Consider the following 26307-nt stretch of genomic DNA (forward strand, 5'->3'; position numbering starts at 1 on the left):
GGTGGCGGGCTTTCGCCGTTTCCAGCGCGTGTGATTCGGGTGATGTTCACCCGCCGGTACCGCATTGTGGATAACGTGGTTCCGGTGAGACGTGGATACCCGCGCGGTGGACAAGCTCTGTTGGTCGCGACCATCGCGGTGGCGCTGGGTGTCGCGCCCGCCGCCGCGGCGCCGGAGTCCGGTCCTGCGGTCCGGCTGGTCGGCGAACAGGTCGTGCCGCACGCGCAGGAGTTCCAGGGCACCACGGTCGGCGGTCTGTCCGGGATCGACTTCGATTCCCGCACCGGCGATTACGTGCTCATCAGCGACGACCGGTCGGAACGCAACCCGGCGCGGTTCTACACCGCGCGCTTCCCGGTCGGCGAAAGTGGCGCAGGCCCGGTGACTTTCACCGGAACCCGGCCATTGCTGACCGCCGCGGGCGCTGCCTACGGCCCGAAGTCGGTGGACCCGGAGGAGATTCGGGTCGACCCGTGGTCCGGCAACTACTTCTGGACGCAGGAGGGTGAGCGCACCGAGACCGTGCTCGCCGACCCCTCGGTCCGCGTCGCCCGCCCGGACGGCACGTTCGTGAGCGAGCTGCCGATTCCGAACAACGAACGGATGCGGCCGGATTCGGGTCCGCGGCAGAACGCGGCCCTGGAGGGCGCGACGTTCGCCGCCGGTGGCTCGTTGTTCATGACGTCGGTGGAAGATCCACTGCTGCAGGATGGCCCGGTCGCGACGACAACGGCCGGTGCGACCGCGCGCATCACCGTGCAGGCCCGGTTCGGCCCGGTGTTCGCCCAGTACGCGTACCCGTTGGAGCCGGTGTTCGCCGAGTCGCGCCCGCAGCCCGGTCTCGGCGGGAACGGTATCGCCTCGATCCTGGCCGCCGACCCGGTCGACCCGACGAAAGTTCTTGTCCTGGAACGCTCTTTCGTCGTCGGCGTCGGTAACAAGATCAGGATCTACCAGGCGGACCTGAGCGGCGCCACCAACGTGCTGGACGCGCCCCTCGGCAACGCGCGCCCCGCCACCAAGCGCCTGCTGGTCGATCTGGATGACCTCGGCCTCGCGAAGATCGACAATGTCGAAGGCATGACCTGGGGCCCACGCCTGCCTTCCGGCGAACGCACGCTGATCTTGGTGAGCGACAACAACTTCGCCGCCAACCAGATCACCCAGTTCATCGCCCTCGCCGTGCGCTAGCCACTACCGGCCTGACCGCGCCGCTAGACCCGGCCCGCATCCCCGGCGGTCTACCCATCGCCGGAGAACACCGGCGGCTGTCACACAACATCCGCATCCCCGAATGTGGACTGCCGCCTGTTCGACCCGCCGCCCGCTGGACAAGATCTGAAACTTCCGGTCGCTGGGAAATTGCGTCCTTCCGCCCCGGCACGCGTCAGAATGGAATAGAGCGAATCTCGTTCCTGGTCACACCGGCGACCAGGCCGGCGGCGAGGCGCTGAGCAGGGACAATAAGGGGAAGATCGACGTGGAAAACATCCTGTTTCGAAACTTCTCCCACCAGGTGCCGTGCCCGCGCTACGTTGGAGTATGCGCAGACATATCGGACATCGCGCGGGGATTTCGATGATGTCCGCGTGTCAGCGTGCTTGTTGGTTGCCGGTGACGCCGATTCGATGTGAGTTCGAGGTGGTCACGTGAATCCACGGACGCGTTCGGGCAAGGTCGGTCCCGACTCGACCCCGGCCGATTCGGACACCCAGCGCCACCCGCTCATCGGGATCGCCGATGAGCTGGACGCGATGGGGCTGTCCGAGGCGAAGGAGATCGGCCGGGGTGGCTTCGGCGTGGTCTATCGCTGCATCCAGCGCACGCTGGACCGGGTGGTGGCGGTGAAGGTGCTCTCCTCGGAGATCGAGGTGGAGAGCCGGGAACGTTTCCTGCGCGAGGAACAGGCCATGGGCAGGCTGTCCGGCCATCCGAACATCGTGGACATCCTGCAGGTCGACGTGACGATGAGCGGTCTGCCGTTCATCGTGATGCCCTACTGCACCCGCGGTTCGCTGGAACAGGTGATCCGTGATCAGGGCCCGCTCACCTGGAGCGACTCGTTGCGCGCCGGGGTGAAGCTGGCGGGTGCGATCGAGAGCGCGCACCGCGCCCAGATTCTGCACCGCGACGTGAAACCGGCGAACGTCTTGCTCAGCGGCTACGGCGAGCCGCAGCTGACCGACTTCGGCATCGCCAGAATCCCCGGCGGCTTTCAGACCTCGAGCAGCATGATCACCGGGTCACCCGCCTTCACCGCGCCCGAGGTGCTCAAGGGCGACGACCCGACCGTCCTTTCCGATGTGTACGGCCTCGGCGCGACGCTGTTCGCGCTGCTCACCGGGCACGCCGCGTTCGAGCGGCAGGCGGGGGAGAAGGTGGTCGCGCAGTTCCTGCGGATCACCACCCAGCCGGTGCCGGATCTGCGCGAGCACGATATTCCGCCGGATGTGGCCGACGTGATCCAGCAGGCCATGGCCACCGACCCCGACGACCGCCCGCAGTCGGCCTACGACTTCGGTCAGCTGCTGCGCGGCGTGCAACGCGACCATGACCAGATGCCGGACGAGATGGCGCTGCTGGAGACCATCGCCGCGCCCGAGCCGATGGAACATTCCAGCGACTCCACGACGCCGACCCAGTCCCGGCCCGCGGTGACGGCCCGGCGCAGCTGGCCGCTGACGCTGCGCCCCGCGGTCTCTCAGCACACCGGTGCAGGCGGCTCCGCGACGACGCTGCCGCCGACCGCGGCCACCAAGTTCCGGCCGCCGACCCCGGCCAGGGACCCGGTCCCGCGCCCCCGCCTGCTGGATATTCTGCGGTCGGGCGGGCGGCGCAGGCTCGCCGTCATCCACGGCCCCGCCGGTTTCGGCAAGAGCACCCTGGCCGCCCAGTGGCGGACCGACCTGACAGAGCGCGGCATCCCTGTCGCCTGGATCGGCGTCGACCACGACGACGACAACGAGATCTGGTTCCTCGCCCATCTGATCCAGGCGATCCGCCGGGTCCGCCCGGATGTGGGCACCGGGTTGGATCAGGCGCTCGAGGAACGCCCCGCCGACGCGGCGGCCTTCGTGATCTCCACGCTCATCGATGAGATCCACGCGAGCGGCTCCACGATCGTGGTGGTCGTGGACGACTGGCATCGGGTCACCGACCCCGGCGCGCACCACGCGATGGAATCGTTGCTGGACAACGGATGTCATCACTTGCGTTTCGTGGTGACGAGCCGGGAGCAATCCGGTTTGCCGACCAGCCGGATGCGGGTGCACGACGAACTGGTCGAGATCGGCTCGTCGGCGCTGCGCCTGACCACCGAGGAGACCACAGAGATCCTGGTGCGCCACCACGGATTTCCGCTCACCGACATGCAAGTGGAGCAGATCCATACGGCGACCGACGGCTGGCCTGCCGCCATCCAGCTGGTCAGCCTGTCGTTGCGCGGCAATGCCGACCCCGCCCAGCTGATCGCGAATCTGTCCGAGGGTAACCACGGCATCCGCGAGTATCTCGCCGAAAACGTCTTGGACACACTGGAACCCAGGATGCTCGATTTCCTGATGTCGATCTCGGTGACCGAGCGGGTGTGCGGTTCGCTGGCCGCGGCGCTGTCCGAGGACGCGGACGCCGAGCGACTGCTGGAGCAGGCCGAGCAGCGCGAGCTGTTCGTGCGCAGGATCGTGCACGACCCGGAGTGGTTCCGGATGCAGCCGCTGTTCGCCGAGCACCTGCGGGCCCGGCTCGAACGTGCCCAGCCGGGCCGGTTGAAGTCGCTGCACCGCAAGGCTGCCCGCTGGTACGCCGAACATCAGCTGCTGCGCAAATCGGTCGACCACGCGCTGGCGGCCACCGACTTCAAGATGGCGCTGGATCTGCTCGAGACCGGCGGCATGGACCTGATCGACCGGTCTCGGCTGGCGACGCTGCTCGGCACGGTGTCGAAACTGCCGATGCAGCAGGTGGCTTCGCGGTCCAAGCTGCTGATGGCGGTGGCCAGGGCCAACGTGAACCTGCAGCAGTCCGGCGCGGCGCGCACGGCGCTCGGCAGGCTCTCCAACATCCTGGCCCGCGGCTCGTCCACCGACGAGGACGTCGACCAGCAACGCTGCCAGGCCGCCGTGCTCGGCGCCGCCGACCAGATCGCCCGCGATCACACCGAGGGTGTGCTGGATCGGATTGCGGACTGCCTGCAGAAGCCGGATGAGCTGCCCGCCTGGACCGTGTCCACCGCGGCGAACCTGACCTCGTTCGTGCGGCTGTGCGAGTTCGACTTCGACGGCGCCCGCGAGATCCAGGACTGGGCGACGGAATACCACGCCAGGTCCAAGGATCCGCTCGGCGAGGTCTTCGGGCTGTGCGGGCGCGGTGCCGCCGCCTACGAGCAGCTCGACATCCCTACCGCGACAGCGTGTTTCCAGCAGGCATGGGAGGTCGCCAAGTCCCGATCGGGTCCGCGCTCGCATGCCGTCCGGGTGGCCTCGGCGATGCTCGGCGAATTGAACTATCGCCGCGGCGATCTCGACACCGCCGACCGGCTGCTCGACGAGAGCCATCAGCTGGCCGCCCGGGTCGGCCCGGTGGACTTCCTGATCTCGACGTTCGTCATCGGCGCGCGGGTCAAAGCGGTGCGCGGCGACTTGTTCACGGCCGCAACCAGACTCGACGAGGGCGCGCGCATCGCGAACGACAACCGGCTGTTCCGGCTGGCCGCGCACATCCGCGCCGAACGGCTGCGGCTCGGCTTGCCGTTGGACGAGTCGGACGATCAGTTCTCGGGCCCCGAATCGCCGTCCGCGCCGCTGCACGCGGGGCATCGCATGACCGGCGCCGCCGTGCTGGCCGCGGAGGCCGAGGAGGTCGCCGCGATCCGGGAACTGCTGGCCCATGGCAGGCTCGGCTCCGACGACCGAGCGGTCCGCCGGTCCCGCGCCCTGCACGGCCGAATGCTCGAAAAGCGCCGCCCCCGAGCCCAATTGGACGCCTCGCTGCTGCTCGCCGAATGCCTGGCCGCCTCGGGCTGGGTCGGCGAGGCCACCGGCCTGCTGCTGCCGTCGGCCGCGACCTGCGCCCGGCTGGGCTGGACCAGACCACTGCTCGACGCGGGCCCCGGCGTCGTCTCCATCCTGCGCGTGCTGCGCGCCGAAATGCCCTCGGCCGCAGCGCATACCGGAGACATAGAACTGCCCGCCCGGTTCCTGGAGGAGCTCCTGGATCAGGACGGGCAGTAAACGAAAGCTACGGCTGCCACCACGGGCGCAGCGGCACCGTCCAGTCCCCGTCCGCCGGGAGCTTCACGCCGAGCACCTGGTGCAGCTGAACCACGTTGCGCTGGAAGCCGAGCCGGCAACCCGCCATGTACAGGCCCCACACCTTCGCGGTGCCCTCGCCGACCTCGGCGACGCACTCGTCCCAGTTCTGCACCAGGTTCTTGCACCATTCGTGCAGCGTCAGCGCGTAGTGCTCGCGCAGGTTCTCCTCGTGCAGCACCTCGAGTCCGACGTTCTGGATCTCGGAGATGATCCGGCCGGACCCGATCAGCTCGCCGTCGGGGAACACGTAGCGGTCGATGAAGTCACCGGCCTTGGTGGTCCTGGTGTTGTCCGGGCGGGTGATGGAGTGGTTCAGGAACAGGCCGCCGTCGCGCAGCTTGTCCTTCATGAACTCGAAGTAGTAGGGGTAGTTGTGCACGCCGATGTGCTCGGTCAGCCCGATCGAGGACACCGCGTCGAAGTTGCCCTCGGGGATGTCGCGGTAGTCGGAGTGGCGCACCTCGGCCAGCTCGGACAGGCCCTGCTCGGCGATCTTCTGCTGGGCCCACTCGGCCTGCTCGGCGGACAGCGTCGCGCCGATCACCTTGACGCCGCGTTTGGCCGCGTAGCGGACCATGCCGCCCCAGCCGCAGCCGATGTCGAGCAGCCGGTCGCCTTCCTTCAGCCGCAGCTTCTCGAAGACGAGGCGGTACTTGTTCTCCTGTGCCTGCTCCAGCGTCCAGTTCTCGTCGCCGTAACACGCACAGGTGTAGGTCATCGACGGGCCGAGCACGTACTCGTAGAACTTGTTCGAGACGTCGTAGTGATGATGGATCGCCTCGGCGTCACGAGTCTTGGAGTGCCGCAAGCCTTCCAGCGCGATCCGGCGCCAGCGCGGCAGCGTCTCCTGCGGCGGCGGTGCGACCGGCTTGAGCCGCTCCCAGCCCAGCGAGCGGGCGATGGTGACCAGTGCGAGCGCGGACGGGCGATGGAACTTCAACCCCTCCATCGCCTTCAAGATGTCGTAGGGGTCGCCGGGGTGGACGCCGCTGGCGGTCATGTCGCCCGCGATGTAGGCGCGCGCCATGCCGAGATCGCCGGGGGCGGTCGCCAGGTAGTTGATGCCGCGGGGCGTCTTGATCTCCAGCCCGTACTTCGAGTCCTCGGGACCGGCCGTGCTGCCGTCGTAGGCGGTCAGCCGGATCGGTACCTCGCCGTCGATCAGCGTCTCGAAGATCTCGGCAATGCTGAGTTTGGTTCCGAGGTCAGCTAAGACGTCGGAACGGTCCTTGAATGTCGTCATTTGCGTTGCACCGCCTTCGAATACAAATCCAGCAGCCGCTGGTCTGGGTCGTAGCGTCTCTTCAATTCGGTGTAGGTATTGCCGCCGTACAGCGCCGCGAACTCATCTTTGTCGTAATAGGAATCCGAGTACAGCGACTTATGTCCGTCGAAGTCGGTCACGGTGCGCTCGATCGCCCGGTTGGCCGCTCCTTCCTGCTGTCCTGGCACAGTAGGGACGGCTGACCAGAAGCCGACATTGACGTAGGTCCGGTTGGGCTCGAGGGGGTACAGCGGCCAGGTGCGCTCGGTCGTCGCGGGCGCGCCGGTCTCGCGCAACCGCAGCGGGCACAGCCAGATCGGCTCGATCGGGATCTCGCGCAGGAACCATTCGACGAAGTCGGCGGTGCGTTCCACCGGCACCTCGATGTCCTGCACCACCCGCTCGCGCGGCGGGTTGCCCTGCCTGGCCTCGAGCTTGTCGGCGATGCTGTATTTGTGGTCCAGCGCGATGAGTTTCCAGTAGAAGCTGCTGCGCCGGTACCGCTTCGGCCAGAACCGGCGGATCTTCGGGTTCTGCGTGCCGAACGCGCGCGAGCACCAGAACCAGTCGGTGTCCCAGCGCCAGAGGTAGTCGTGAATGGTGAGCCGGTCGCGTTTGGGTCGGTCGTCGTCGTGCTGGATGGACCGGTAGAAGATGTCCATGTCGGTGTAGTCGCTGACCGGGCCGGGCTCGTCGGTCTGCCTGCCGAGGGTCAGATAGCTCTCGTCGGCGGTGAAGACGACGCCGTCGAGATAGTCCACTCGCTCACCGTCGTAGGTCTTCGCGTCGACGATGGTGGCGAGGGTCCGCTCCAGCTCGCGCAGGTCGTGAAAGCGCAGGTGGCGCATGGCCACGTAGGGCTGCACGGTCTCCAGCTCGATCTTCAGCCGGACCGAATAGCCGAGGGTGCCGTAGGAGTTCGGGAAGCCGCGGAACAGGTCGGCGTGCTCGTTGTCCGGGGTGGCGGTGATGATCTCGCCCGCGCCGGTCAGGATGTCCATCTCCAGCACCGACTCGTGCGGCAGGCCGTTGCGGAACGAGGTCGACTCGATACCGAGGCCGGTCACCGCGCCGCCCAGGGTGATCGTCTTGAGCTGCGGCACCACCAGCGGCGCGAGGCCATAGGGCAGGGTCGCGGCGACCAGGTTCTCGTAGGTGGTCATGCCGGCCACGTCGGCGGTCTTGGCCACCGGATCCACCGCGATCACCCGGGTCAGCCCGGAGACGTCGAGGCCGGGCGCGGGGTTTTTCGCCCTGGCCCGGAACAAGTTCGAGGTCTTCTTCGCCAGCCGCACGTTGGCGTTTCCGGGAATAGCGCGATAACTCGCCAGCAGTCGGTCCACACCGGCCCGATGCGCGGCAAATCCGGATTCCTGTGCGGCCGGTGCGCGTCCGGCCTTCCCCAACAGACTCACTGCCACCCCTCGACGCTAGTACGCACCGCATTCGGAGACCACCACGAGGGCGGGGTCTCGGGAGAAATGTCACGCAGATGTTGCGAACCGGAATATCGGCCGACTCGGAGAAGTTCGCCACACGACTCGGCCGGTATGCGGTAAGGCGCCCGCCGCAGGGCAGGATGGACACCGGTCGACATACCGTACCCGGACAAGGAGCTCATTGTGGGACAGGTCAGCGCCAGCAGTTCGATCGCCGTGGCGGCGGATCCGCAGCGCACCCTCGACGCCATCGCGGACTACCAGACGGTGCGGCCGCGCATTCTCTCCGCGCACTACCGCGACTACAAGGTGGTCGAGGGCGGCAAGGGCGCGGGCACCGTGGCGGAGTGGACGCTGCAGGCCACCGAGAAGCGCACGCGCAACGTGCACGCCGTCGTCGCCGTGTCGGATTCGATTGTCACCGAGCGTGATTCGAACTCCACCATGGTGAACACCTGGACCGTGACGCCGGACGGCGCGGGCTCGCAGGTCACCCTGCGCACCACCTGGCAGGGCGCGGGCGGTGTCGCGGGCATCTTCGAGGGCATCTTCGCGCCGCTCGGCCTGAAGAAGATCCAGGCCGAGGTGCTGGGCAACCTGCAGCGCGAACTCGCCTGACCCGCAGGTCATGACGGAGCGTGGCGCCCTGCCTGCGAGGCCGGGCGCCACGGTCGGCTACTTCGGGCCGATGTCGAAGAGGTTGCCTTCCGGGTCGGCCAGCGTGGTCCACTGCCCGCCGTACTCGCTGAAGTCGCCGATCCGCTTGGCGCCCAAGCTGATCGCGCGCTCGACGTACTGATGCCACTCCTCGGCGTGGAAGTCGAGGTGGATCACGTTCTTCCCCGGATTCTTGTCGGGCACCTGGATGAACATCAGCACCGGCGAGCCCCCGGCCGCGCGGCCGACGGTGGCGAAGTGTTCGGAGGCGCCCTCGTCTACCGCCAGATCCAGGAATTCGGACCAGAATCCGGCGAGGGCGGCGGCGTCGTGGCAGTCGACGGTGACGTGCGCGAGCGACAGTGGCATAGGGGTTTTCCCTTTCTCAGAGCAGGCCGACCGGCCAGCAGACTTCGGTGCGGTAAGTGTTCGGGTCGTCGGTGTCGCCGGGGCTGAGCAGATAGCGCTCGCGGACCGGTTCGGCGAGCGCGCCGCCGTGCTCGGCGACGTGGCTGCCGAGCGCGCCGTAGGTGCGATCGAAATCCTCGAAATCCCCTTCGTGCAGCGCGATGGCGAAGCGGCGTGCGGGCAGCTCGATGACCGAGGTCCTGCCGACGGGTTCGATCCGAGCGGCCGGTGGGATCGGCACGTAGGCGACCACTTCGCCGATGTCGTTCTCGAAGAACTCCATGGCATAGGTGGCGCCGTCGACGCCCGCGGATTCGAGGCCCGCGGCGCCCAGCGTCTGGTGCAGCAGCGGAAACGCCGCCGCGCACCACGGTCCGATCTCGGCCCTGCTGACCACTTCGGTCAGCGCCAGCGCGGGAAAGGCGGGGATCGCGCGGTATTCGACGGCGATCGGCGCGGCGGGGGTGAGCAGCGACCGCAGCGACGCCACCACCGCGCGCGTTCTGGCCAGCTCCGCCTCCATCCGCTCCAGATGGGCGCGCATGGCGGCGTTGCGGATGTCGTCGTCGGGCGCGGCGAGCACGGCCTTGATCTCTGGCAGCGGCATGTCGAGTCGACGCAGGCGCCGAATCAGATGTGCCTGCGCCACTTGATCGGTCGAGTACCGGCGGTAGCCGGAGTTGGTGTCGACCTCAACCGGTTCGAGCAGCTCGATGTCGTGGTAGTACCGGAGCGTTTTCACGGTCAGGTAGGTCAGCCTGGCGAACTCCCCGATGGAGACAGTCGCGGTCATGCCTTCCAGCGAACACCCTCCAGCCAGGGGAGAGTCAACTTTCGGCGAAGTCGATCAGGCGAGCACGAAGGTCAGCAGCATGGTGTGTTGGAACGCGCCGCGCCACCACGAGTAGCCGAACCAGACACCGGGGGTGATCTCCCTGATCTCGTCGTAGACCGGCGGTGTCGGGGACGGGTCGTAGTTCAGGGCCCAGGTCGGCCTGCCGTCCAGCAGCGCGGGCGCGGTGTAGACGTTCGCGGGCCAGGCCTCGTATCCGGCGCCGGTGACCCGGTTCATCAGATAGCCGCCGTCGGGCCCGGTGTAGAAGGTCTTGCCGATCCAGAAGGCGGGCGCGACGCCCTGCATCGTCGGCGGCCTGGTCACCCAGCCGTTCTTCACACCCATCGGGACCGCGCCGCGCTCGGCGTCGCGGAAGATCGCGTCCTGCTGCTCGGGACCGCATCGGAACCGCAGCGAGTCGATCGTGACCGCTCGGTTGTCCGGGTCGAGGACGCAGCCACCGCCGTAATCGGCGGCCGCGTCGGTGACACCGGCATCGGCGGTTGCCGTCGGGGCGGCCACGCCGGGAAAAACGGCCGGAACCCCCAGGGTAAGCACCATGGTGCTCAGGAAACGTGCCCTCATCGTGCTCATATCGGTACTCCAGAACTGCCGCACGGTCTCCCGACCTATCTACTGATGTTAGGTCGATCTTGATGTTCTGAAGCTGGACTTACCCAACCTGTTACCGGCCATGCGTATCGCCCCCGGCTCGAGGACTAGGCTGATCGGTGACACTTTCCCCAGAGAGGAATATGCCGTGCAGCCCGGTGGTCAGTTCGACATGCAGCAGTTACTCGCCCAAGCGCAGCAGATGCAACAGGCGGTGATGGAGGCCCAGGCCGAGATCGCCGCGGCCGAGGTGGAGGGTCAGGCCGGCGGCGGGCTGGTCAAGGTCACCATCAAGGCGTCCGGCGAGGTTGTTTCGCTGACCATCGATCCGAAGGCGGTCGACCCGGAGGACGTGGAGACGCTGCAGGACCTGGTGATCGGCGCGGTCAACGACGCCATGGCCAACGCACAGCAGGTGGCGGCCGAGCGGCTCGGCCCGCTCTCGGGTGGGCTCGGTGGCGGTTCGCTGCCCGGGCTGCCGGGCTTCTGAGAGCCACGGGGACATAGCCGTTGTACGAGGGTCCGGTTCAGGATCTCATCGACGAGCTGGGCAAGCTGCCCGGCGTCGGTCCGAAGAGCGCGCAGCGCATCGCTTTTCATCTGCTCCAGGTGGAGCCGCCGGAGATCGACCGGTTGCAGGCCGCGCTGCAGAAGGTGCGCGACGGCGTGCAGTTCTGCGTGGTCTGCGGCACCGTCTCCGACGGTGAGATGTGCCGCATCTGCGCCGACGCGCGCCGCGACCGCACCATGATCTGTGTGGTCGAGGAGCCCAAGGATGTGCAGGCGATCGAGCGCACCAGGGAGTTCCGTGGTCGCTACCACGTGCTCGGCGGCGCGCTCGACCCGCTCAGCGGCATCGGGCCGGATCAGCTGCGGATCCGGGAATTGCTGGCGCGCATCGGAAATCAATCCGACGGCATCGATGTCACCGAGGTGATCATCGCGACCGACCCGAACACCGAGGGCGAGGCCACGGCCACCTACCTGGTGCGGATGCTGCGCGATTTCCCCGGCCTCAGCGTGACCCGGCTGGCCTCGGGGCTGCCCATGGGCGGCGATCTGGAATTCGCGGACGAATTGACGTTGGGCCGGGCGCTGTCCGGCCGTCGCGCGCTCTGACTCCTGCCCCTGATCTCGGGGGGTTGCGGGGCCTCCCGCGCTGGTTACTGTGTCGGGGATGAGCATCGAATTCATGCTGACCACGCTCGTCATCGTCGCCACCCCCGGCACCGGCGCGCTGTTCACCCTGGCGGCCGGCCTCTCCAGGGGGACGAAGGCCAGCGTGATCGCGGCGTTCGGCTGCACATTGGGCACCGTCCCGCACATGCTCGCGGCGATCACCGGTCTGGCCGCGCTGCTGCACACCAGCGCGGTCGCCTTCCAGACGCTCAAGTACCTCGGTGTCGCCTACCTGATCTACATGGCGTGGAGCACCTTCCGGGACAAGGGCGCGCTGACCGTGCCGGAGGGCAGCGAACAGAGCGCCTACTCGGCCCGCAAGGTGATCACCTCGGCGGTGCTGCTCAATATCCTCAACCCGAAGCTGACCATTTTCTTCTTCGCGTTCCTGCCGCAGTTCGTGCCCACCGGTTCACCGAACGCGTTGGCGCGCATGCTCGAACTGAGCGCGATCTTCATGCTCGCCACCTTCGTGGTGTTCGCGATCTACGGCGTGTGCGCGGCGGCCGTGCGCAGCCACGTCATCTCGCGGCCCACGGTGGTGACCTGGATGCGCCGGGTGTTCGGCGTCTCCTTCATCGCGCTGGCCGGGCGCCTCGCACTGCAAAACCAGTAGGCGGCAATCCGACTCAGAGTTCGACGCGCGACCACGGCAGGGTCTGCATGCGGCTGCGGTCGTCGGTGGCCCAGTCCCAGATCACCGCGGACACCGTCGGCGCGTCCAGCACCGTGGTGCCGAAGTGCTTGTCCGGGGAGCCATCTCGGTACTCGAGGGTGAACGCGCCGGTCTTCTCCCGGTAGGTCTGCATGTAGACCTGATCGTCGCGTTCCACCACCAGATAGGGATTCGGCGGGGCCAGCTCGGCAACCCATTGATCGGCAAGGGGTTTGGTCAGGTAGGGGAACTCGCCCGCGCCGCCGTGGGTGACCGTGGCGGGCACGTGCCCGGCCGGATCGATCAGCCAGGCCAGCTGCGGATCGTAGACCGCGTAGTTCAGCGGCGTCGCGATTGCGAACAGTAGCTGGCGGACGAAGCCGATCGCGTCGTACGGGCACGGCACCTGTAGCGCCGCGCCGGTCGCGACGCCGCCGACCGGGTGCACGCTGAGGAAGCTGTCGTCCTCGGGAACCTCGGCGTTGGCCTTGTTCAGCTCGGCCGCGATCTGCGCGACCATGCCCGCCTCCGGGAGTCCCTGCTGGGTGCTGAGGTAAGCGTCCACCTCGGCGATAGATGACGCGACACCTGATGGCAGCAAGACGTGGTCATAGCTCACCCGCACAGGGTACGTACGGCGCGGTTCAGGCCAGGCGACGGGCCGTGCCGGGCTCGGCACAGGCGCAGCCGCCCGCTACGTCGGCGCAGTCCACCACGAAGGTGTGCCTGACGTAATCCAGGTCGACACAATCGTTTTCAGTGCATTCGGTGAGCCTGGCCGCATGGACGATAAGGGTGCCGTGGCAATGGTCGACGGCGGATTCGCAGGACGAACAATCCGGCGCACGCATGTGACCTCCAGACGTGATCGGTTCGTTATCTTTGTCTACCACTTCCGGGTCGCACGCTGGGGGAAGTCGGCGATGTGTGTCGCGGGCCGGGCGTGGCGCGGCCGGGGCTGCACGCCTGTGTCGAGACCACCGGTCTATGCGGCGATCGCGACTATCGCGTGGCGCAACCGGGTGCGGCCAGCCCGTTCGGTGCGGTTTTCGCGCAATCACCGCGCAACCGGCGCTCCGAGGCGACCGGGCGCATCGCGATACGGCTGGATCGTGGTGAGCTACGTGCGAAAATGGCAACACAATCGTTGGAAGTCGGCGCGCAAGGCATGCTCGAACTGCGCGGGCGCGGACTGTCCAGGGATCGGTCAGCGAACCGTTAGGCACGTCTGGCAGCGGAAGTGAGGTCGGCGCGGTGACGATGCGCGAGGACGCTCTGCGGGAGACAGACGCGGCGACCGGTCTGCGCGAGCAAGTGGCCGAGCAGTTCGCGCGGTACCGCACCGGCGGCGTCGAGACCGCGCCGTACGACGAATGCGGCAGACCTACTGCGGGCTACTACGACGAGCTGGTCGACGCGGACGGCAAAGTGCGCCGGATGTGGTCGGAGCTGTCCGCCGACTTCGTCGAGCTCGGCACCACCGGCCTCGGCAGGCTCGACAACCGGGTGCGCAGGTTGATCGAGGACGACGGCATCACCTACACCGAGGTGCTCGGTCCGGGCGAGCAGGCGGTGGCGACGCCGTGGCGGCTCGATCCGATCCCGCTGCTGATCTCCGCGGATGACTGGACCCGGTTGGAGGCGGGCCTGGTGCAGCGCTCGCGGGTGCTCGACGAGGTGCTCACCGATGTCTACGGACCGCGCCGCACGCTCACCAGCGGACTGCTGCCACCCGAGGTGATCTTCGGTTACCGCGGTTATGTCCGTGCCGCCCATGGCATTACGGTGCCGGGCCGGCACCAGCTGTTCCTGCACGCCTGCGATATCAGCCGCTGGAGCGACGGGCAGTTCCGGGTAAGTGCCGACTGGGCGCAGGCTCCGTCCGGCGCCGGGTACGCGCTGGCCGACCGGCGGGTGGTGTCCACCGCGATCCCGGAGGCGTTCGAGCATTCCAATCCGCGCCCGCTGACGCCGTTCGCCCGGGCGATGCGGTTGATGCTGATCGAATCGGCGCAGGGGGAGGCCGACGATCCGTTCGTGGTGGTGCTCAGTCCCGGCGTGCACTCCGCGACCGCGTTCGATCAGGCCAATCTCGCCTCGATGCTCGGCTTCGCCCTGGTGGAAAGCGCGGACCTGGTGGTGCGCGACGGTGCGCTGTGGATGCGCTCGCTCGGCACGCTGCGCCGGGTCGATGTGGTGCTGCGCCGGGTGGACGCGGAGTTCGCCGATCCGCTTGATTTGCGGCCGGATTCGCGGCTCGGTGTGGTCGGGCTGGTCGAGGTGTTGCGCCGGGGAGCGGTCACCGTGGTGAACACGCTGGGCAGTGGACTGCTGGAGAATCCGGCGCTCACCGGGTTTCTGCCGCGCCTGTCCCGGGCGCTGCTGGGGGAAGACCTGCAATTGGAGAGCGCACCGACCTATTGGGGCGGTGACGATAAAGAACGCGCGCAGCTGATCAAGAATCTGCACCGGCTGATCATTCGGTCTGCGGTCGATGGTGCCACGCTTTTCGGGCCGGAATTGTCGATCCGGCAACGCGCCGATCTGCGGGACCGGATCGAGGAAACCGGTTGGCAGTGGGTCGGGCAGGAACCCGCGCAGTTCTCGGTGGCGCCCGCGGTCGAGGGTTACGGCGGCTTGGCGCCGGCGCCGGTCGGCATGCGGCTGTTCTCGATGGCGCGCCGCAGTGGGTACACCGCGATGGCGGGCGGCTTGGGGCGGCTGCATCAGCGCACGCTGCCCGACCGTGCGGTGATCAGGATTGCCGCCAAGGACATTTGGGTGCGGGCGGCGCCGAGTCCGGTGCCCGCGGTCGGTACCGAGGCGCCGCACGAGGAACGCGAGCGGCGTGCTGCCCCGGTGGTGGCGGCGGTCAGTTCCCCGCGTGTGCTCAACGATCTGTTCTGGATGGGGCGGTACGGGGAGCGGGCCGAGTCCGCTGCCCGGCTGCTCATGGCCACGCACGACCGGTATCAGGACTTCCGTTACCGGCCGTGGCTGGAGGGTGCCGAGGCGATGCCGGTGTTGATGGCGGCGCTGGCTCGCGCCACCTCGACCGTTGCTCCGGCGGCGCTGCTGGGCGACGAGGACGCTGATAGTGCTGCGGCAGAGCAGGGTTCGCCAGATTCCGCGGTCGCGGCGCACTCGGCTACGAATGAACAGGCGGCGAGCGCTACTCAAGTGCAGTCGAGCTCTGCTGGCGGGCAACCGCAAGAGCAGTCCGGCGACGACGAAGCTGCACCGACTTCGGCTGGCCGCGAATCCGATTCGGCGGAGCCAGACACGGCGGACGACGCGGGCGCGGATATCGCCGACGAAACGCAGGTGCCGATCCGGCCGGGAGTGTTGCAGCGGGCGATCGTTGCCGCGGCGAATGCGGCGCAGGAGCAAGGCATTCCGGTGCCAGGGTCGCTGGGTCCGCCGCCGACGGCCGGAGCATCCCGGGACGGTTACGAATACCTGGCGGCGTTGACGATCGACCGCGAGCTGCCCGGTTCGCTGGCCTTCGCCATCGATCGGTACGAGAACGCCGCGCGGGCCGTGCGCGACCAGCTGTCCGCGGACACGTGGATGATTCTGAGTGCCGTGGATCGAGCACTCACGGAGTACCGGAGCACCCAGGGCGATCGCGAAGCCGCGTTGTCGGCGGTGCATTCACTCACCCTGGCCGCGCTGCTGTCGCTGTCCGGCATCGGCGCCGAATCGCTGGTGCGCGACTCCGGTTGGTACGTCATGGATATCGGCAAGCGGATCGAGCGCGGGCTCGCCCTCACCGCGCTGATGTCGGCCGCGCTGACGCAGGAGTTCCCGGACGAGGCTGAACGGGTGGTCACCACTTCGGTGCTGCGGGCCGCCGAATCGCAGGTGAGTTACCGTCGGCGCCACGGTGATTCGGTGCGGATCTCCGCGGTCGCCGGACTGCTGCTCTTCGATACCGGCAATCCACGCTCGCTGGCCTACCAGCTCGATCGGCTCGAGGCCGACCTGCAAACCCTGCCCGGTGCCTCGGGATCGTCTCGGCCGCAACGCCTGCTGGCCGACGCGCAACGCATGCTGCGCCGGGTCGACCCGGACGACCTCGACATCACCGACGACGACGGCATACGCACCGAACTGCTCGAGCTGCTGGAGGGCGTGCACCTGCGGCTGCGCAAGCTGTCCGACTCGTTCGAGACCTCGACCCTGTCGCTGCCCGCGGGCTTCCAGCCGCTGTGGGGTAGCACGCGGGTGGTCGGATGATCGACCGCGACGGTTCGGTCCGGCGCTACCGGGTCGCGCACCGCACCACGTACTGCTACTCCGACGAGGTCGCCAGCTCCTACGGGCGGGCCTACCTGACGCCGCGCGAATTCCCAGGACAGCAGCTGCTTTCGCACGAAATCTCGATCGACCCGGTGCCCTCGGACCAGTCGATCGGCCCGGATGTGTACGGCAACACCACCTCTTACTTCCACGTGACCGCCCCCCATCGCACCCTGGTGGTCACCGGCGACTCGCTGGTCGAGGTCGATCACCGCGACCACGCCGCGCACGGTCCGGCGGACCGCCCGTGGGAACTGGCCCGCCCGACCGGCGCAACCGGCCCGCTCGCCGTGGAGTTCACCCTCGATCTGCATCCACCCGAAATCACCAGCGAGGTAAGGGCTTACGCGGCCGAATCACTGATCCCCGGCCGCCCGCTGCTCGACGCGGTGGCCGAACTCACCAGCCGCATCCACGCCGACTTCACCTATCAATCCGGCTCGACCACCGTCTCCACCAAGGTCGCCGACGTCTTCGCGGCCCGCGCCGGCGTCTGCCAGGACTTCGCCCGAACAGCCCTGGCCTGCTTGCGTTCGCACGGCTTGGCCGGCCGCTACGTCTCCGGCTACCTCGCCACCGACCCACCCCCCGGCCGCGACCGCATGATCGGCGCCGACGCCACCCACGCCTGGGCCGCAGTCTGGGTCCCCGGCACCGACGACCACGACCGAACCGGCCACTGGATCGACTTCGACCCCACCAACAACCAATTCGGCGACGAACGCTACGTCACCGTCGCCTGGGGCCGCGACTACGCCGACGTCCCCCCACTACGCGGCATCATCTACACCGACGCCAAACAAAGCACCATCACCGTCTCGGTAGACGTCTCCCGGGTGCAGAGTTGACCCGCGTAGTGCCCTGCTATGCGTGGGCGGCGTAGATGTGGGCGGAGACTTCGTTGCGCATGTGGGTGAAGGCGGGGTGGGTGCGGGATTGGGTGGGGGTGGGGTTGTCGTAGATGATGCGGCCGGGGCGGGTGCCCATGACGAGGACTCGGGTGCCGAGGAGGAGGGCCTCGTCGATGCTGTGGGTGACGAAGAGGACGGTTTTTCGGCGGTCGCGCCAGAGGGTGCGGAGTTCGTCCTGGAGGTTTTCTCGGGTCAGGGCATCCAGGGCGCCGAAAGGTTCGTCCATCAGGATGATTTGGGGATCGTTGACTAGTACGCGGGCGATTTGGGCGCGTTGCTGCTGGCCGCCGGAGAGTTCGTACGGGCGGCGGTTGCCGAGGTGGTCGAGGCCGACCAGGGTGAGCATGCGTTCGGCTTCGGCGCGGCGCTCATCGCGGGGAACGCCACGGACTTTGGGGCCGAATTCGACGTTCTGGCGGACCGACAGCCAGGGGTAGAGGTTGGGTTGCTGGAAGACGACGCCGCGGTCGGGCGAGGGCCCGGTGACGGGGCGGCCGCCGACTCGGACCGTGCCTTCGGTCGGCTCCAGGAAACCGGCGAGGATGTTCAACAGGGTCGACTTGCCGCAGCCGGAAGGTCCTACAACACAGACGAATTCGCCGCTCTCGATGGTCAGATCGGTCGGTGCGAGCACCTGCGTCGGGCCGCCGTCGCCGCGGTAGCTCTTGCTCACGCCGGAGAGGACGACCCGGTGCTCATCCGGCGCGGTCACGAGGACGCGCCCTTGGCCGCATCGGCGTAAATCCCGCTGCGGTAGGCGTTTTCGTCACCGACCGAGTCGATACCGCCCTGGCTCAACAGGAATTCGGCCGTCTTGCGCAGATCGGCGGCGAATCCGCCGCCCAGGTACTTCGCGTCGGCCTGCTCGGCCGCGCCGAGGTAGGTATATCCGGCCAGCTGCGGCCCGACCAGCGTGGGTGCGATGCCGAGCTGCGCACCGATCGACACGGTCGCATCCGCCGGCTTGCTTCGCAGCTGCGTCACTGCGTAGTCCTGCAGTTTCGCCCACACCACCGCGAATCGCGCGTTCTGGTCGAGGAACTTCGTGCTCGCGACCGCGAGATCGAAGGTCGGCGCCCCCGCGGCCGCGGTGTCAGCGCTGGAGGTGACCAGCTGACCGCCGGCCTCGATGAGCTTCGACAGCGTCGGATCCCACACCCAGGCGGCGTCGATTTGACCGCCGTTCCAGGCACCGGGAATCGCGTCGGGCGCCATGTTGATCACCTGCACGTCAGCGGCCAGTCCGGCCTTGTCGAGCGCGGCCAGCAGACTGTAGTGCGCGGTGCTGCCGAACGGTGTCGCGATGCGCTTGCCGCGCAGCCCGGCCAGCGTGCTGACCGACTTGTCCTTGGCGACCAGCGATTCCGACTTGCCGATCACATCGTGGATCCACAGCACCCGCACCGGCAGCCGCAACGGCGCGGACAGCGCCTTGGTCGCCGGACTCGACCCCATGGTGCCGATATCGAGGCTGCCCGCACCGAACGCCTGGACCACATCGGCCCCGGAGGAGAACTGGCTCCAGGTGACTTTCGCGTTCGGCAGGCAGGCGGCCAGCAGGCCGCGATCCTTGACGAACAGATCGGCGTTGGGGATGGCTTGGAAACCGATCCGCGCCTGCGTGGTGACGCTGGGATCCGCGGCGAACGGACAACTCGCCTGCGCCCCATCGACTCCGGTGTCGCCGCGGCCGGACTCGACGCACCCGGCGGTCGTCGCAACGACGGCGGCCACGGCGAGGCCGGTCGTGACCATGCGACGAACTGCGGCATTCATGCTTTGCCTTTCCACGGAACTGCTTTGGTGCCAACAAATTTGATGACGGAGTCGAGGACGAGTGCCGCGCAGCCGATCACGATGATGCACGCGATGGTCAGCGGCGTATCGAGCTGCGTGCCCGCGATATACGCGAGCCCACCGATGCCGGGAATGCCGTTGTTGAGCTCCGCGGCGACCACGGTGGTCCAAGCGAACGCGGTGGCGATCCGGATGCCGCCGATCACCTCGGGCAGCGTCGCGGGCAGCACCACGCGCGAGATGACCTGGGCGCGACCGGCGCCCAGCGCGCGGGCGGCATTGAGGTAGTCCTGCTTGACGCCCGTGACACCGCTCAGCGTCGCGATGGCGATCGGCGGGAACGCGGCGAGGAACAGCAGCCAGACCTTCGACAGATCACCGATGCCGAACCAGACGATCAACAGCCCGATGTAGCCGAGCGGCGGCAGCGACCGCAGGAAGTTCAGGATCGGCTCGGTGACCAGGCGCACCGGGGTGAGCATCCCCATCACGAAGCCGACCGGCGGCCCGAGCACGATCGCGATACCGACGCCGGCGGCGATGCGCTGCAGGCTGGCGAGCAGATGCTCCCAGAGGTAGTAGTTCTGCTCACCGATCACCGTGCGGTCCACGCCCGGCGCGATCGCATGCCGGGAGTTGGCCCGTACGAACGCCTCCCAGACCGCCTGCGGCGATGGCAGATACAACGGATCGACCAACCCGGCGGCGGTGACCGCTGCCCACAGCCCGAGCACGAGCGCCAGCGCCGCGACCCGCGTCAGCGCCGGAGCCAGCAGACGGCGATAGTCGCGCGGTCGCCGCGCTGCGACGGCAGGCTTGTCCGCCTGGACCGGCTGGGCGTCCGGGGTGCTTATCGCGGTCATGCGGCACTCGGTGACAGTCCACGCCGGCGCAGGCCCACCTCGGACACGGCACTCTCCTCAACACTCGGCAAACCTCGACGCTATCGGTGGCGAGGGTGCCGAGGGGAGAGTTAGAAACGCCGTGAACTTAATCGGCCGCGGCGGGTCCGCGCGGTGCCGATCACCCTATTCCGTTGACACTTCCATTCATGCCGTTCATACCGTTCATACCGACGTGCTCGCCGATGTTGCCCGCCAGCCACTGGTTCTGCGCCAATGTCTCGAAAACACAGATGAGCAACAGTTTTCGACTGCGCCTGCTCACCGAGTACTCGAGATCGGGCGCGGCTTCCGGGCCGCGCAGCGCACTGCTGATGCCTTTGCGCAGGTTCGGTTCCGACAGCAGCCAGAACAATTCCGGCCCGATCAACACCGATTGCCCGCCGGTCTCGTGGAACCAGCGACCGGCGAATTCGATCAACAGGTCGGTGAACGCGTCGCCGCTCTCCACCGACTCGGTGAGCTGGCTCAGCGCACCCGACCGATCGACACTGCTCTGGATCACCGAGGCGAGCCTGCTTGCTACTTCACGGAACTGATCGACGTCCTGGTCCTGCCAGACTGTTAGAGACATTGTTTTTCTCCATCGAAGTAGTCGAGCGTGGGTGAGTAATTACCGGGACGTCGCGGCGGAATTATCGGTGGTTGACCAGCTTTCGGCCGTCGGCGTCGAAGGTGTTGAAACGCATCGGGGTGTTCGGCCCGGTGGCGAAGGGCACCGCGGGACCGGTCTGCGGGTGGTCGTTGCCGTTGTTCTGTGCCTGTCCGTTGCTCTGCGCGTGCCCGTTGGTCACTGACTGCCCGTTGGCCAGGGCATGGCCGTTGAGCTGCGGCGACGTCACCAGCTCCGGCGCTTCCTCGACCGCGAACCGCTCAGCCTCCGCAGCGAGGGCGTCGCGCCGTGACGCGCTGCTGCGCGCCAACAGAATCAAGGTCAGGTGCACCGCGAACAACAGGGTCAGCGGCATTCCGGCATAGATGATCAACGACACCGGACCGCCGCCGATTTCCCGCGCGTATTCGATATTTCCGGCGACCGAAACCAGGGTCGAGACCACGAAAAGCCCCGTCGCATACCACCATCCCGCACTGCGTTTCGGAAATGACGCGGTGGCGACGATGGAACCGACAACGAGCCCGTCGATGGCGATCGGCACATTCGCCGCCAGGTCGGCTTCCACCAGATTGCGCACGGCCAGGTGGTGCAGTGCGGCAAAAGACATCTCGAACGCCTTGAGCGCCACCACCGCGGAAACAATCAGCGACAGGTACAACGGTCGCGGTCGTAGCAGGCTGCGACAGCGGGCCCAAATCGGTGGACGGCGTGGCATTACCGGCTGCGTCATTGATTCGGCAGGTGACCCCGGCGTGATCGTCGTCATAGCGGGGAGCGTAGCGTGCAAATAGCCGCACACCCCGGAGCCTATCGGTCGAGTCGCGTTTATCGATCAATCACGACGCGACCTGGCATTGTGCTGCCCGCAGGCGGAGTAACCTACGCGCGCAAGCGTTCGCGGCGCAATTGCTCGACCTCCGGCATCGGCAGCGGCGCCAATTCCGCGACGCCGAGCGCCCGCGCCAAAAGCAGGTCGGCGAGTTCGGGATTGCGGGCCAATGCGGGACCGTGCATGTAGGTGCCGATCACCGAACCCTGCACCACGCCTTCCAGCCCGTCCCCGACGCCGTTGCCGACCCCACGGGTCACCCGGGCCAGCCCGGTCGCGTCGCCGCCGAGTTTCGTGCCGCCCCGGTGGTTTTCGAAGCCGGTCAGCGCCGCGCTGAGCCCGGTGAGCAGGGGAGCGGTGGTCACCTCGCCGATCGCGCGCTTGACCTGCGGCGCGGTGGTGACGTCGATCATGCCGACGCCGTCGACCCGCTCGCCGGTGGACGTCTCGTACCACTGGCCGAGCACCTGGATGGCGGCGCAGATGGCCAGCACCGGAGTGCCTTTCGCGGCCGCCTGCTGCAGGCCCGGGTAGCGCTGCAGGTGCCGGGTCGCCAGCCGCTGCGCCGAATCCTCCGCACCGCCAAGGGTGTAGATGTCCAGCGAGTCGGGAACCGGGTCGGCCAGCGTGATTTCGACGACCTCGGCGTCGTAGCCGCGCAGCCGCAACCGCTGCCGCAGCACCAGCGCGTTCCCGCCGTCGCCGTAGGTGCCCATCACATCGGGCAGGACGAGGCCGATGCGGACGGTCGATTCACTCATTGCTTCGCCTCGAGGTCGCGGTTGAGATCCCGGAATGCGGTGTAGTTTGCCAGCACCTCGACGTGGCCCGCCGGGCAGGAGGCGATGGCGCGCAACGGGTTCGGCACCGTGGTGTGTTCGACGCCGGCGTAGGTGAGGCGCACCGCGAGATCGGTGGCCCGCTCGCCGGAGGCGACCACCTGCACGCCTTCGAAGTGCTCGAACCGCACGTCCCACAGCCAGGACAGGTCCTCGCCGTCGGGCACCTGCCCGTTCACCGCGATCACCAGTCCGGCCGAGGCGGGCTCGATCATCGACAGCGCTTCCTGCCAGCCCGCCGGGTTCTTCGCCAGCAGCAGCCGCGCGGCGTGGTCGCCGACCTGCACCGTGCGGTAGCGGCCCGCGATCTCGCGCACCGTGCCGGTCGCGGTGACCGCCGCCGCCGGATCGGCGCCGAGGGCGATCGCCGCGGCCACCGCCTGCGCGGCATTGCCTCGGTTGGCCCGGCCGGGCAGCGCCAGCTTCAGCGGGAACCGCAGTCCATCGGGGCCGACCAGGTCGTCCCCGTCCAGCCACCAATCAGGTTCGGGCCGTTCGAAATCCGCGCCGGTGCTGCGCCAGTGGCTGCCCTCCCACAGGATCGGCTCACCACTGCGCGGGCAGCTGGTCGCGTCCATCGACCAGCCGCTGCCCGCGGCCACCCACACCACGTTCGGGTGGTCGTAGGCGATCGAGGTCACCAGCACGTCGTCGCAGTTGGCGATCACCACGGTGTTCGGATGGCGGGCCAGGCCCGCGCGCAGCTTGCGCTCGATCATGTTGATCTCGCCGACCCGGTCCAGCTGGTCGCGGCTGAGGTTCAGCAGCACGACGGCGGCCGGGTCGAGCGCGTCGGTGACGTGCGGCAGGTGCAGCTCGTCCACCTCGATCGCGGCGAGCGGCGCGTCCCGGTGCACGCTGAGCGCGGCTACGATGCCCGCGTCCATGTTGGCGCCGTCGGCCTGGGTGGCGACCGCGCCGAGCGTGCTCAGCGCCGCGGTGGTCATCCTGGTCGTGGTCGACTTGCCGTTGGTGCCGGTGATCAGCACCGTGCGCTTGCCACGGCCGAGCTGGCCCATGATCGTCTTGTCGATCTGCAGGGCGATGAGCCCGCCGATCATCGATCCCTTGCCGCGCCCCGCCTTCTGCGAGGCCCACGACGCTGCCGCCGCCGCCCGCAGTGCAATACGCCCACGCACCGAAATGTCTGCCACGCCGCGAGTCTATGTTCGGTGCCGGTTCCCGGCGCGGCCCGGTCCAGTGGCGTAGCCCACCCGGAGCGCTCAGCCCTGGTAGAGCTTGGTGTTGTAGTTGGCGGGCGCGTAGTGGTGCTCGAGCTCCTCGATGCTCTCGGTGGTGTCGGTCTGGACTTCCTTGACCAGGTGCGCCCACGAGGGCAGGCCGTCCTCGGGCCACTGTTCCGGTTCCCAGAGGTGGCTGCGCAGGAAGGCCTTCGCGCAATGGAAGAAGATCTGCTCGATCTCGACCTGCACGGCGAGAATCGGGCGGTGGCCGCGCACCACCATGTCGTCGAAGTAGGGGGCGTCGCCGACGAGCTCGGCACGACCGTTGATCCGCAGGGTCTGGCTGCGGCCCAAAATGACGAACATCAGGCCGACGTGCGGATTGCTGAGGATGTTGAGGTAACCGTCGGCGCGCCGGTTGCCCGGGCGCTCGGGAATCGCGAGGGTGCGGTCGTCGAGCACCCGCACGAAGCCCGCCGGATCGCCCTTCGGCGACGCGTCGCAGTTGCCTGCGGCGTCGCTGGTGCTCATCACCAGGAACGGGCTGGCGGCGATCCAGTCGCGGTCCCTGGGGTGCAGCGCGACCCGCTCCTTGTTCGCGGCGCGGGGTGGCACCTCGCCGAGCAGTTGTCGCAGTTCGGCCGGGTCGGTGATCGCACGCATACCCGATTCAAGCATCGTCGTGCCGAATCCGGTGCTGCGGTAGGGCGATCGGTCGCCTCAGAGCTGGAGGTCGAACATGTTGGGCTGGCCCGCGGCGTAACGATCGGCGTCGATGCGGCGCAGTGGTTCGAGTTCGGTGGCCCGGTACAGCGTGAACATCCGGCAACGCTCCGCGTTCGAGCCCGCCACGTCCAGCAGCGCGTTCACCGCCGCGCGGGCGGATTCATTGGCACCTTCCATGGTGGCCAGGTCCACATTTGTGCGCACGTAATCACCGGCGAGGAACAGGTTTTCGAGCGCGCCGTGCGGTTCCGGCCGGAATTCCCACGAGCCCGCGGTATTGATCAGCAGCGGGTCCGCGTTGGTATTGCGCCGCTGGTCCGGCTGCCAGGTGATGCCCGGGTCGAGGAACCACGAGTGCAGGTCGGCCTCGCGCAGCAGGTCGCCGCGGTCGTCCAGATGCGCGGTCAGCTGCGCCCAGACCTCGCGGGCGATCTCCTCGTGCGTGCACTCCTTGGCGGGCTTGCCGAAAAGGATGCCCGGGGTGTTCCAGTCGGAGATGTCGACCGACAGGCAGTCCTGCACCGTGCCGTCGCCGAACTCGCTGAATTTGCGGGCCCACACCTGGTTCTGGTTGATCGAGGTGAGCGCCCACGGTGCGTCGATGTAGGCGGTGTGGCCGCGGGAGATGTCGGAGGGGGTGCGCAGATAGAACTGGATGCCGTTCATCCAGTCGCTGAAAAGCCGGTCCATCGCGGCCAATTCGGGCCGCACCGCCAGCACGTCGGGCGACCAGAGGGCGCGGGCCTGCTCGGCGGGTACGGCGACCACGAAATAGTCGGCGTCGATGGTGCGCTGGGTGCCGTTGCGGTCCACGATGCGCGCCGCGGCGATCCGGCGGTCGCGCACCTCGAGCCCGCGCACCTCGGCGCCGAGCTCGAACTGCACGCCGAGCTCGCGCATCCGCTGCAACCACGGGTCGATCCAGACGGCGTTGGTCGGCCCGTTCAGCACGCGGTCGAGACCGCCGTCGTTGCCGATCTCAGCCGGATTGCCCAGGAACTGTTCGCCCATGTTGCCGATGGTGCGGACGCTGGCGACGTCCTCCTTCGCCGCGACCATGATGCTGGTCAGGGTGCGCGAGAGCAGCGCGCGGAATTCGTGGGAGCGCTCGTGGCCGCCGACATAGTCGCGCCAGGAGGTGTGCTCCCACTGGCCGAGGCGGCGGGCATCGCAGCTGCTGTTGAACACCAGCAGGCGATTGGCGAAGTAGACACCTTCGCTGCCAGGCATTTTGAGGGTGGTGGCGAGGGCGGCGCCGAGGGTTTCCCGGAAACTGTCCGGGTTGAACGCCATTCGGGCTCGCGGGCCGAGCGGCAGCCGGAAGTCGTCGCCGTCGCGCCGGGCGAAGCGCGCTTCCGGCACCGCGACCAGGTTGTTCCACACGCCATTGGGGTTGTCCGCGAATGGGATCCGGCGCATGGTGTCCGGCACGTGTTGATAGAAGCCGGGGAAGAACCGGAAACCGTGCTCGCCGGGTAACTCCGGTCTGCCGCCGGAAGCGGTGCCCGGCACCGGCACGCTGCGCGCCTTGCCGCCCCAGGCGCGGCGCTCGAAAATCGTTACCTGGAAGCCGCGTTCGCTCAGTTCGTGCGCCGCGGTCAAGCCCGCTACGCCACCGCCGAGTACCGCGACCCGCTTGCCGCTCGGACTACCGGCGGCAGGCCCCGCTCTCAGCGCACCCGTCAGTAGTGCCCCCGCTGTCGCTACCCCCGCCGCAGCCGTTCCACGGAGCACTGTCCTCCGCGATACGGTCCACCGATCATCTGCCATGCGCCGCACTGTGCCTAGCCTCGGGACCTTTGTTACACGTTGTCACTACTGTAAAGCGGCAGGTCCGCACCGG

General features: G+C 68.0%; 24 protein-coding genes. 8 read left to right on the forward strand and 16 right to left on the reverse strand.

Going from position 1 to position 26307, the window contains the following annotated elements:
- The first annotated feature begins 84 nt into the window (after positions 1 to 84).
- Positions 85 to 1191 (forward strand): esterase-like activity of phytase family protein, encoded by a 1107-nt coding sequence (locus DBO33_RS03240; RefSeq protein WP_234390676.1) that lies wholly within the window; start codon positions 85 to 87, stop codon positions 1189 to 1191.
- A 458-nt stretch (positions 1192 to 1649) separates the two neighbouring features.
- Positions 1650 to 5228, forward strand: coding sequence for a serine/threonine-protein kinase (locus DBO33_RS03245; protein WP_107653705.1), 3579 nt, complete (start codon positions 1650 to 1652; stop codon positions 5226 to 5228).
- Between the two features lie 7 nt (positions 5229 to 5235).
- Here DBO33_RS03245 and DBO33_RS03250 read toward each other — a convergent pair whose 3' ends face one another.
- Together DBO33_RS03250 and DBO33_RS03255 are read right to left on the reverse strand one after the other, a co-directional pair.
- Entirely contained in the window at positions 5236 to 6552 is a 1317-nt protein-coding gene (locus DBO33_RS03250; RefSeq protein WP_107653706.1) for a class I SAM-dependent methyltransferase, read from the reverse strand.
- Positions 6549 to 7988: an FAD-binding oxidoreductase gene (locus DBO33_RS03255; protein ID WP_107653707.1), complete on the reverse strand. Its 1440-nt coding sequence runs from the start codon at positions 7986 to 7988 to the stop codon at positions 6549 to 6551. Before DBO33_RS03255 ends, DBO33_RS03250 begins: the two co-directional genes overlap by 4 nt.
- Positions 7989 to 8195: 207 nt before the next feature.
- Here DBO33_RS03255 and DBO33_RS03260 point away from each other — a divergent pair, with 207 nt between their 5' ends.
- Positions 8196 to 8630, forward strand: coding sequence for an SRPBCC family protein (locus tag DBO33_RS03260; RefSeq protein WP_107653708.1), 435 nt, complete (start codon positions 8196 to 8198; stop codon positions 8628 to 8630).
- Positions 8631 to 8687: 57 nt separating this feature from the next.
- Here the strand turns inward: DBO33_RS03260 and DBO33_RS03265 are convergent, their stop codons facing one another.
- Genes DBO33_RS03265 through DBO33_RS03275 form a run of 3 tightly spaced genes read right to left on the reverse strand, consistent with a single transcriptional unit; the run spans position 8688 to position 10506 of the window.
- Entirely contained in the window at positions 8688 to 9038 is a 351-nt protein-coding gene (locus DBO33_RS03265; protein ID WP_107653709.1) for a VOC family protein, read from the reverse strand.
- 16 nt (positions 9039 to 9054) lie between these two features.
- Entirely contained in the window at positions 9055 to 9870 is an 816-nt protein-coding gene (locus DBO33_RS03270; RefSeq protein ID WP_107653710.1) for a MerR family transcriptional regulator, read from the reverse strand.
- A gap of 54 nt (positions 9871 to 9924) precedes the next feature.
- Positions 9925 to 10506 (reverse strand): hypothetical protein, encoded by a 582-nt coding sequence (locus tag DBO33_RS03275; protein ID WP_107659936.1) that lies wholly within the window; start codon positions 10504 to 10506, stop codon positions 9925 to 9927.
- A gap of 166 nt (positions 10507 to 10672) precedes the next feature.
- Here DBO33_RS03275 and DBO33_RS03280 point away from each other — a divergent pair, with 166 nt between their 5' ends.
- From DBO33_RS03280 to DBO33_RS03290, 3 genes are read left to right on the forward strand one after another with little or no spacing between them, the layout of a single operon-like run.
- Entirely contained in the window at positions 10673 to 11014 is a 342-nt protein-coding gene (locus tag DBO33_RS03280; RefSeq protein WP_107653711.1) for a YbaB/EbfC family nucleoid-associated protein, read from the forward strand.
- Positions 11015 to 11034: 20 nt separating this feature from the next.
- Complete coding sequence (recR, locus tag DBO33_RS03285) at positions 11035 to 11643, forward strand: recombination mediator RecR (protein ID WP_107653712.1); 609 nt, start codon at positions 11035 to 11037, stop codon at positions 11641 to 11643.
- A gap of 58 nt (positions 11644 to 11701) precedes the next feature.
- Positions 11702 to 12319 carry a LysE family translocator gene (locus DBO33_RS03290; protein ID WP_107653713.1) on the forward strand — a complete coding sequence of 206 codons (618 nt, stop codon included), beginning with the start codon at positions 11702 to 11704 and terminating at the stop codon, positions 12317 to 12319.
- A gap of 13 nt (positions 12320 to 12332) precedes the next feature.
- Here DBO33_RS03290 and DBO33_RS03295 read toward each other — a convergent pair whose 3' ends face one another.
- Both DBO33_RS03295 and DBO33_RS03300 read right to left on the reverse strand, forming a co-directional pair.
- On the reverse strand, positions 12333 to 12977 hold the full coding sequence (locus tag DBO33_RS03295) for a hypothetical protein (RefSeq protein WP_107659937.1): 645 nt from the start codon (positions 12975 to 12977) through the stop codon (positions 12333 to 12335).
- A gap of 25 nt (positions 12978 to 13002) precedes the next feature.
- Complete coding sequence (locus DBO33_RS03300; protein WP_107653714.1) at positions 13003 to 13209, reverse strand: hypothetical protein; 207 nt, start codon at positions 13207 to 13209, stop codon at positions 13003 to 13005.
- 409 nt (positions 13210 to 13618) lie between these two features.
- Here DBO33_RS03300 and DBO33_RS03310 point away from each other — a divergent pair, with 409 nt between their 5' ends.
- Together DBO33_RS03310 and DBO33_RS03315 are read left to right on the forward strand one after the other, a co-directional pair.
- Complete coding sequence (locus tag DBO33_RS03310) at positions 13619 to 16597, forward strand: circularly permuted type 2 ATP-grasp protein (RefSeq protein ID WP_107659938.1); 2979 nt, start codon at positions 13619 to 13621, stop codon at positions 16595 to 16597.
- Entirely contained in the window at positions 16594 to 17508 is a 915-nt protein-coding gene (locus tag DBO33_RS03315) for a transglutaminase family protein (protein WP_107653716.1), read from the forward strand. Before DBO33_RS03310 ends, DBO33_RS03315 begins: the two co-directional genes overlap by 4 nt.
- Before the next feature lie 16 nt (positions 17509 to 17524).
- Here DBO33_RS03315 and DBO33_RS03320 read toward each other — a convergent pair whose 3' ends face one another.
- From DBO33_RS03320 to DBO33_RS03360, 9 genes are all read right to left on the reverse strand, one after another.
- A complete protein-coding gene (locus DBO33_RS03320; RefSeq protein ID WP_107653717.1) occupies positions 17525 to 18283 on the reverse strand; it encodes an ABC transporter ATP-binding protein in 759 nt (252 codons plus the stop codon).
- Positions 18280 to 19326: a taurine ABC transporter substrate-binding protein gene (locus tag DBO33_RS03325; RefSeq protein ID WP_234390677.1), complete on the reverse strand. Its 1047-nt coding sequence runs from the start codon at positions 19324 to 19326 to the stop codon at positions 18280 to 18282. The genes DBO33_RS03320 and DBO33_RS03325 overlap by 4 nt, the downstream gene beginning before the upstream one ends.
- 17 nt (positions 19327 to 19343) lie before the next feature.
- Positions 19344 to 20231, reverse strand: coding sequence for an ABC transporter permease (locus DBO33_RS03330; protein WP_107653719.1), 888 nt, complete (start codon positions 20229 to 20231; stop codon positions 19344 to 19346).
- 160 nt (positions 20232 to 20391) lie between these two features.
- On the reverse strand, positions 20392 to 20844 hold the full coding sequence (locus tag DBO33_RS03335) for a hypothetical protein (protein ID WP_107653720.1): 453 nt from the start codon (positions 20842 to 20844) through the stop codon (positions 20392 to 20394).
- Positions 20845 to 20905: 61 nt separating this feature from the next.
- Positions 20906 to 21544: a DUF2637 domain-containing protein gene (locus DBO33_RS03340; protein ID WP_159080104.1), complete on the reverse strand. Its 639-nt coding sequence runs from the start codon at positions 21542 to 21544 to the stop codon at positions 20906 to 20908.
- A gap of 221 nt (positions 21545 to 21765) precedes the next feature.
- Positions 21766 to 22476 carry a type 1 glutamine amidotransferase gene (locus DBO33_RS03345; protein ID WP_107653722.1) on the reverse strand — a complete coding sequence of 237 codons (711 nt, stop codon included), beginning with the start codon at positions 22474 to 22476 and terminating at the stop codon, positions 21766 to 21768.
- Entirely contained in the window at positions 22473 to 23708 is a 1236-nt protein-coding gene (locus DBO33_RS03350; protein ID WP_107653723.1) for a Mur ligase family protein, read from the reverse strand. Before DBO33_RS03350 ends, DBO33_RS03345 begins: the two co-directional genes overlap by 4 nt.
- Positions 23709 to 23777: 69 nt before the next feature.
- A complete protein-coding gene (locus DBO33_RS03355; RefSeq protein WP_107659939.1) occupies positions 23778 to 24401 on the reverse strand; it encodes a pyridoxamine 5'-phosphate oxidase family protein in 624 nt (207 codons plus the stop codon).
- Between the two features lie 57 nt (positions 24402 to 24458).
- Positions 24459 to 26234 carry a hydroxysqualene dehydroxylase gene (locus DBO33_RS03360; RefSeq protein WP_107653724.1) on the reverse strand — a complete coding sequence of 592 codons (1776 nt, stop codon included), beginning with the start codon at positions 26232 to 26234 and terminating at the stop codon, positions 24459 to 24461.
- Between the last annotated feature and the right edge of the window lie 73 nt (positions 26235 to 26307).

It is taken from the genome of Nocardia suismassiliense, from assembly GCF_900269665.1.
GTDB lineage: Bacteria > Actinomycetota > Actinomycetes > Mycobacteriales > Mycobacteriaceae > Nocardia > Nocardia suismassiliense.

What these genes read in the sequence shown, in the direction of transcription:
- DBO33_RS03315 (WP_107653716.1), top strand. Translation starts at nt 16,594, where the DNA reads ATGATCGACCGCGACGGTTCGGTCCGGCGCTACCGGGTCGCGCACCGC.
- DBO33_RS03325 (WP_234390677.1), bottom strand. Translation starts at nt 19,326, where the DNA reads ATGGTCACGACCGGCCTCGCCGTGGCCGCCGTCGTTGCGACGACCGCC.
- DBO33_RS03335 (WP_107653720.1), bottom strand. Translation starts at nt 20,844, where the DNA reads ATGTCTCTAACAGTCTGGCAGGACCAGGACGTCGATCAGTTCCGTGAA.
- DBO33_RS03265 (WP_107653709.1), bottom strand. Translation starts at nt 9,038, where the DNA reads ATGCCACTGTCGCTCGCGCACGTCACCGTCGACTGCCACGACGCCGCC.
- DBO33_RS03300 (WP_107653714.1), bottom strand. Translation starts at nt 13,209, where the DNA reads ATGCGTGCGCCGGATTGTTCGTCCTGCGAATCCGCCGTCGACCATTGC.
- DBO33_RS03310 (WP_107659938.1), top strand. Translation starts at nt 13,619, where the DNA reads ATGCGCGAGGACGCTCTGCGGGAGACAGACGCGGCGACCGGTCTGCGC.
- DBO33_RS03360 (WP_107653724.1), bottom strand. Translation starts at nt 26,234, where the DNA reads ATGGCAGATGATCGGTGGACCGTATCGCGGAGGACAGTGCTCCGTGGA.
- DBO33_RS03275 (WP_107659936.1), bottom strand. Translation starts at nt 10,506, where the DNA reads ATGAGCACGATGAGGGCACGTTTCCTGAGCACCATGGTGCTTACCCTG.
- DBO33_RS03290 (WP_107653713.1), top strand. Translation starts at nt 11,702, where the DNA reads ATGAGCATCGAATTCATGCTGACCACGCTCGTCATCGTCGCCACCCCC.
- DBO33_RS03355 (WP_107659939.1), bottom strand. Translation starts at nt 24,401, where the DNA reads ATGCGTGCGATCACCGACCCGGCCGAACTGCGACAACTGCTCGGCGAG.
- DBO33_RS03330 (WP_107653719.1), bottom strand. Translation starts at nt 20,231, where the DNA reads ATGACCGCGATAAGCACCCCGGACGCCCAGCCGGTCCAGGCGGACAAG.
- DBO33_RS03250 (WP_107653706.1), bottom strand. Translation starts at nt 6,552, where the DNA reads ATGACGACATTCAAGGACCGTTCCGACGTCTTAGCTGACCTCGGAACC.
- DBO33_RS03345 (WP_107653722.1), bottom strand. Translation starts at nt 22,476, where the DNA reads ATGAGTGAATCGACCGTCCGCATCGGCCTCGTCCTGCCCGATGTGATG.
- DBO33_RS03270 (WP_107653710.1), bottom strand. Translation starts at nt 9,870, where the DNA reads ATGACCGCGACTGTCTCCATCGGGGAGTTCGCCAGGCTGACCTACCTG.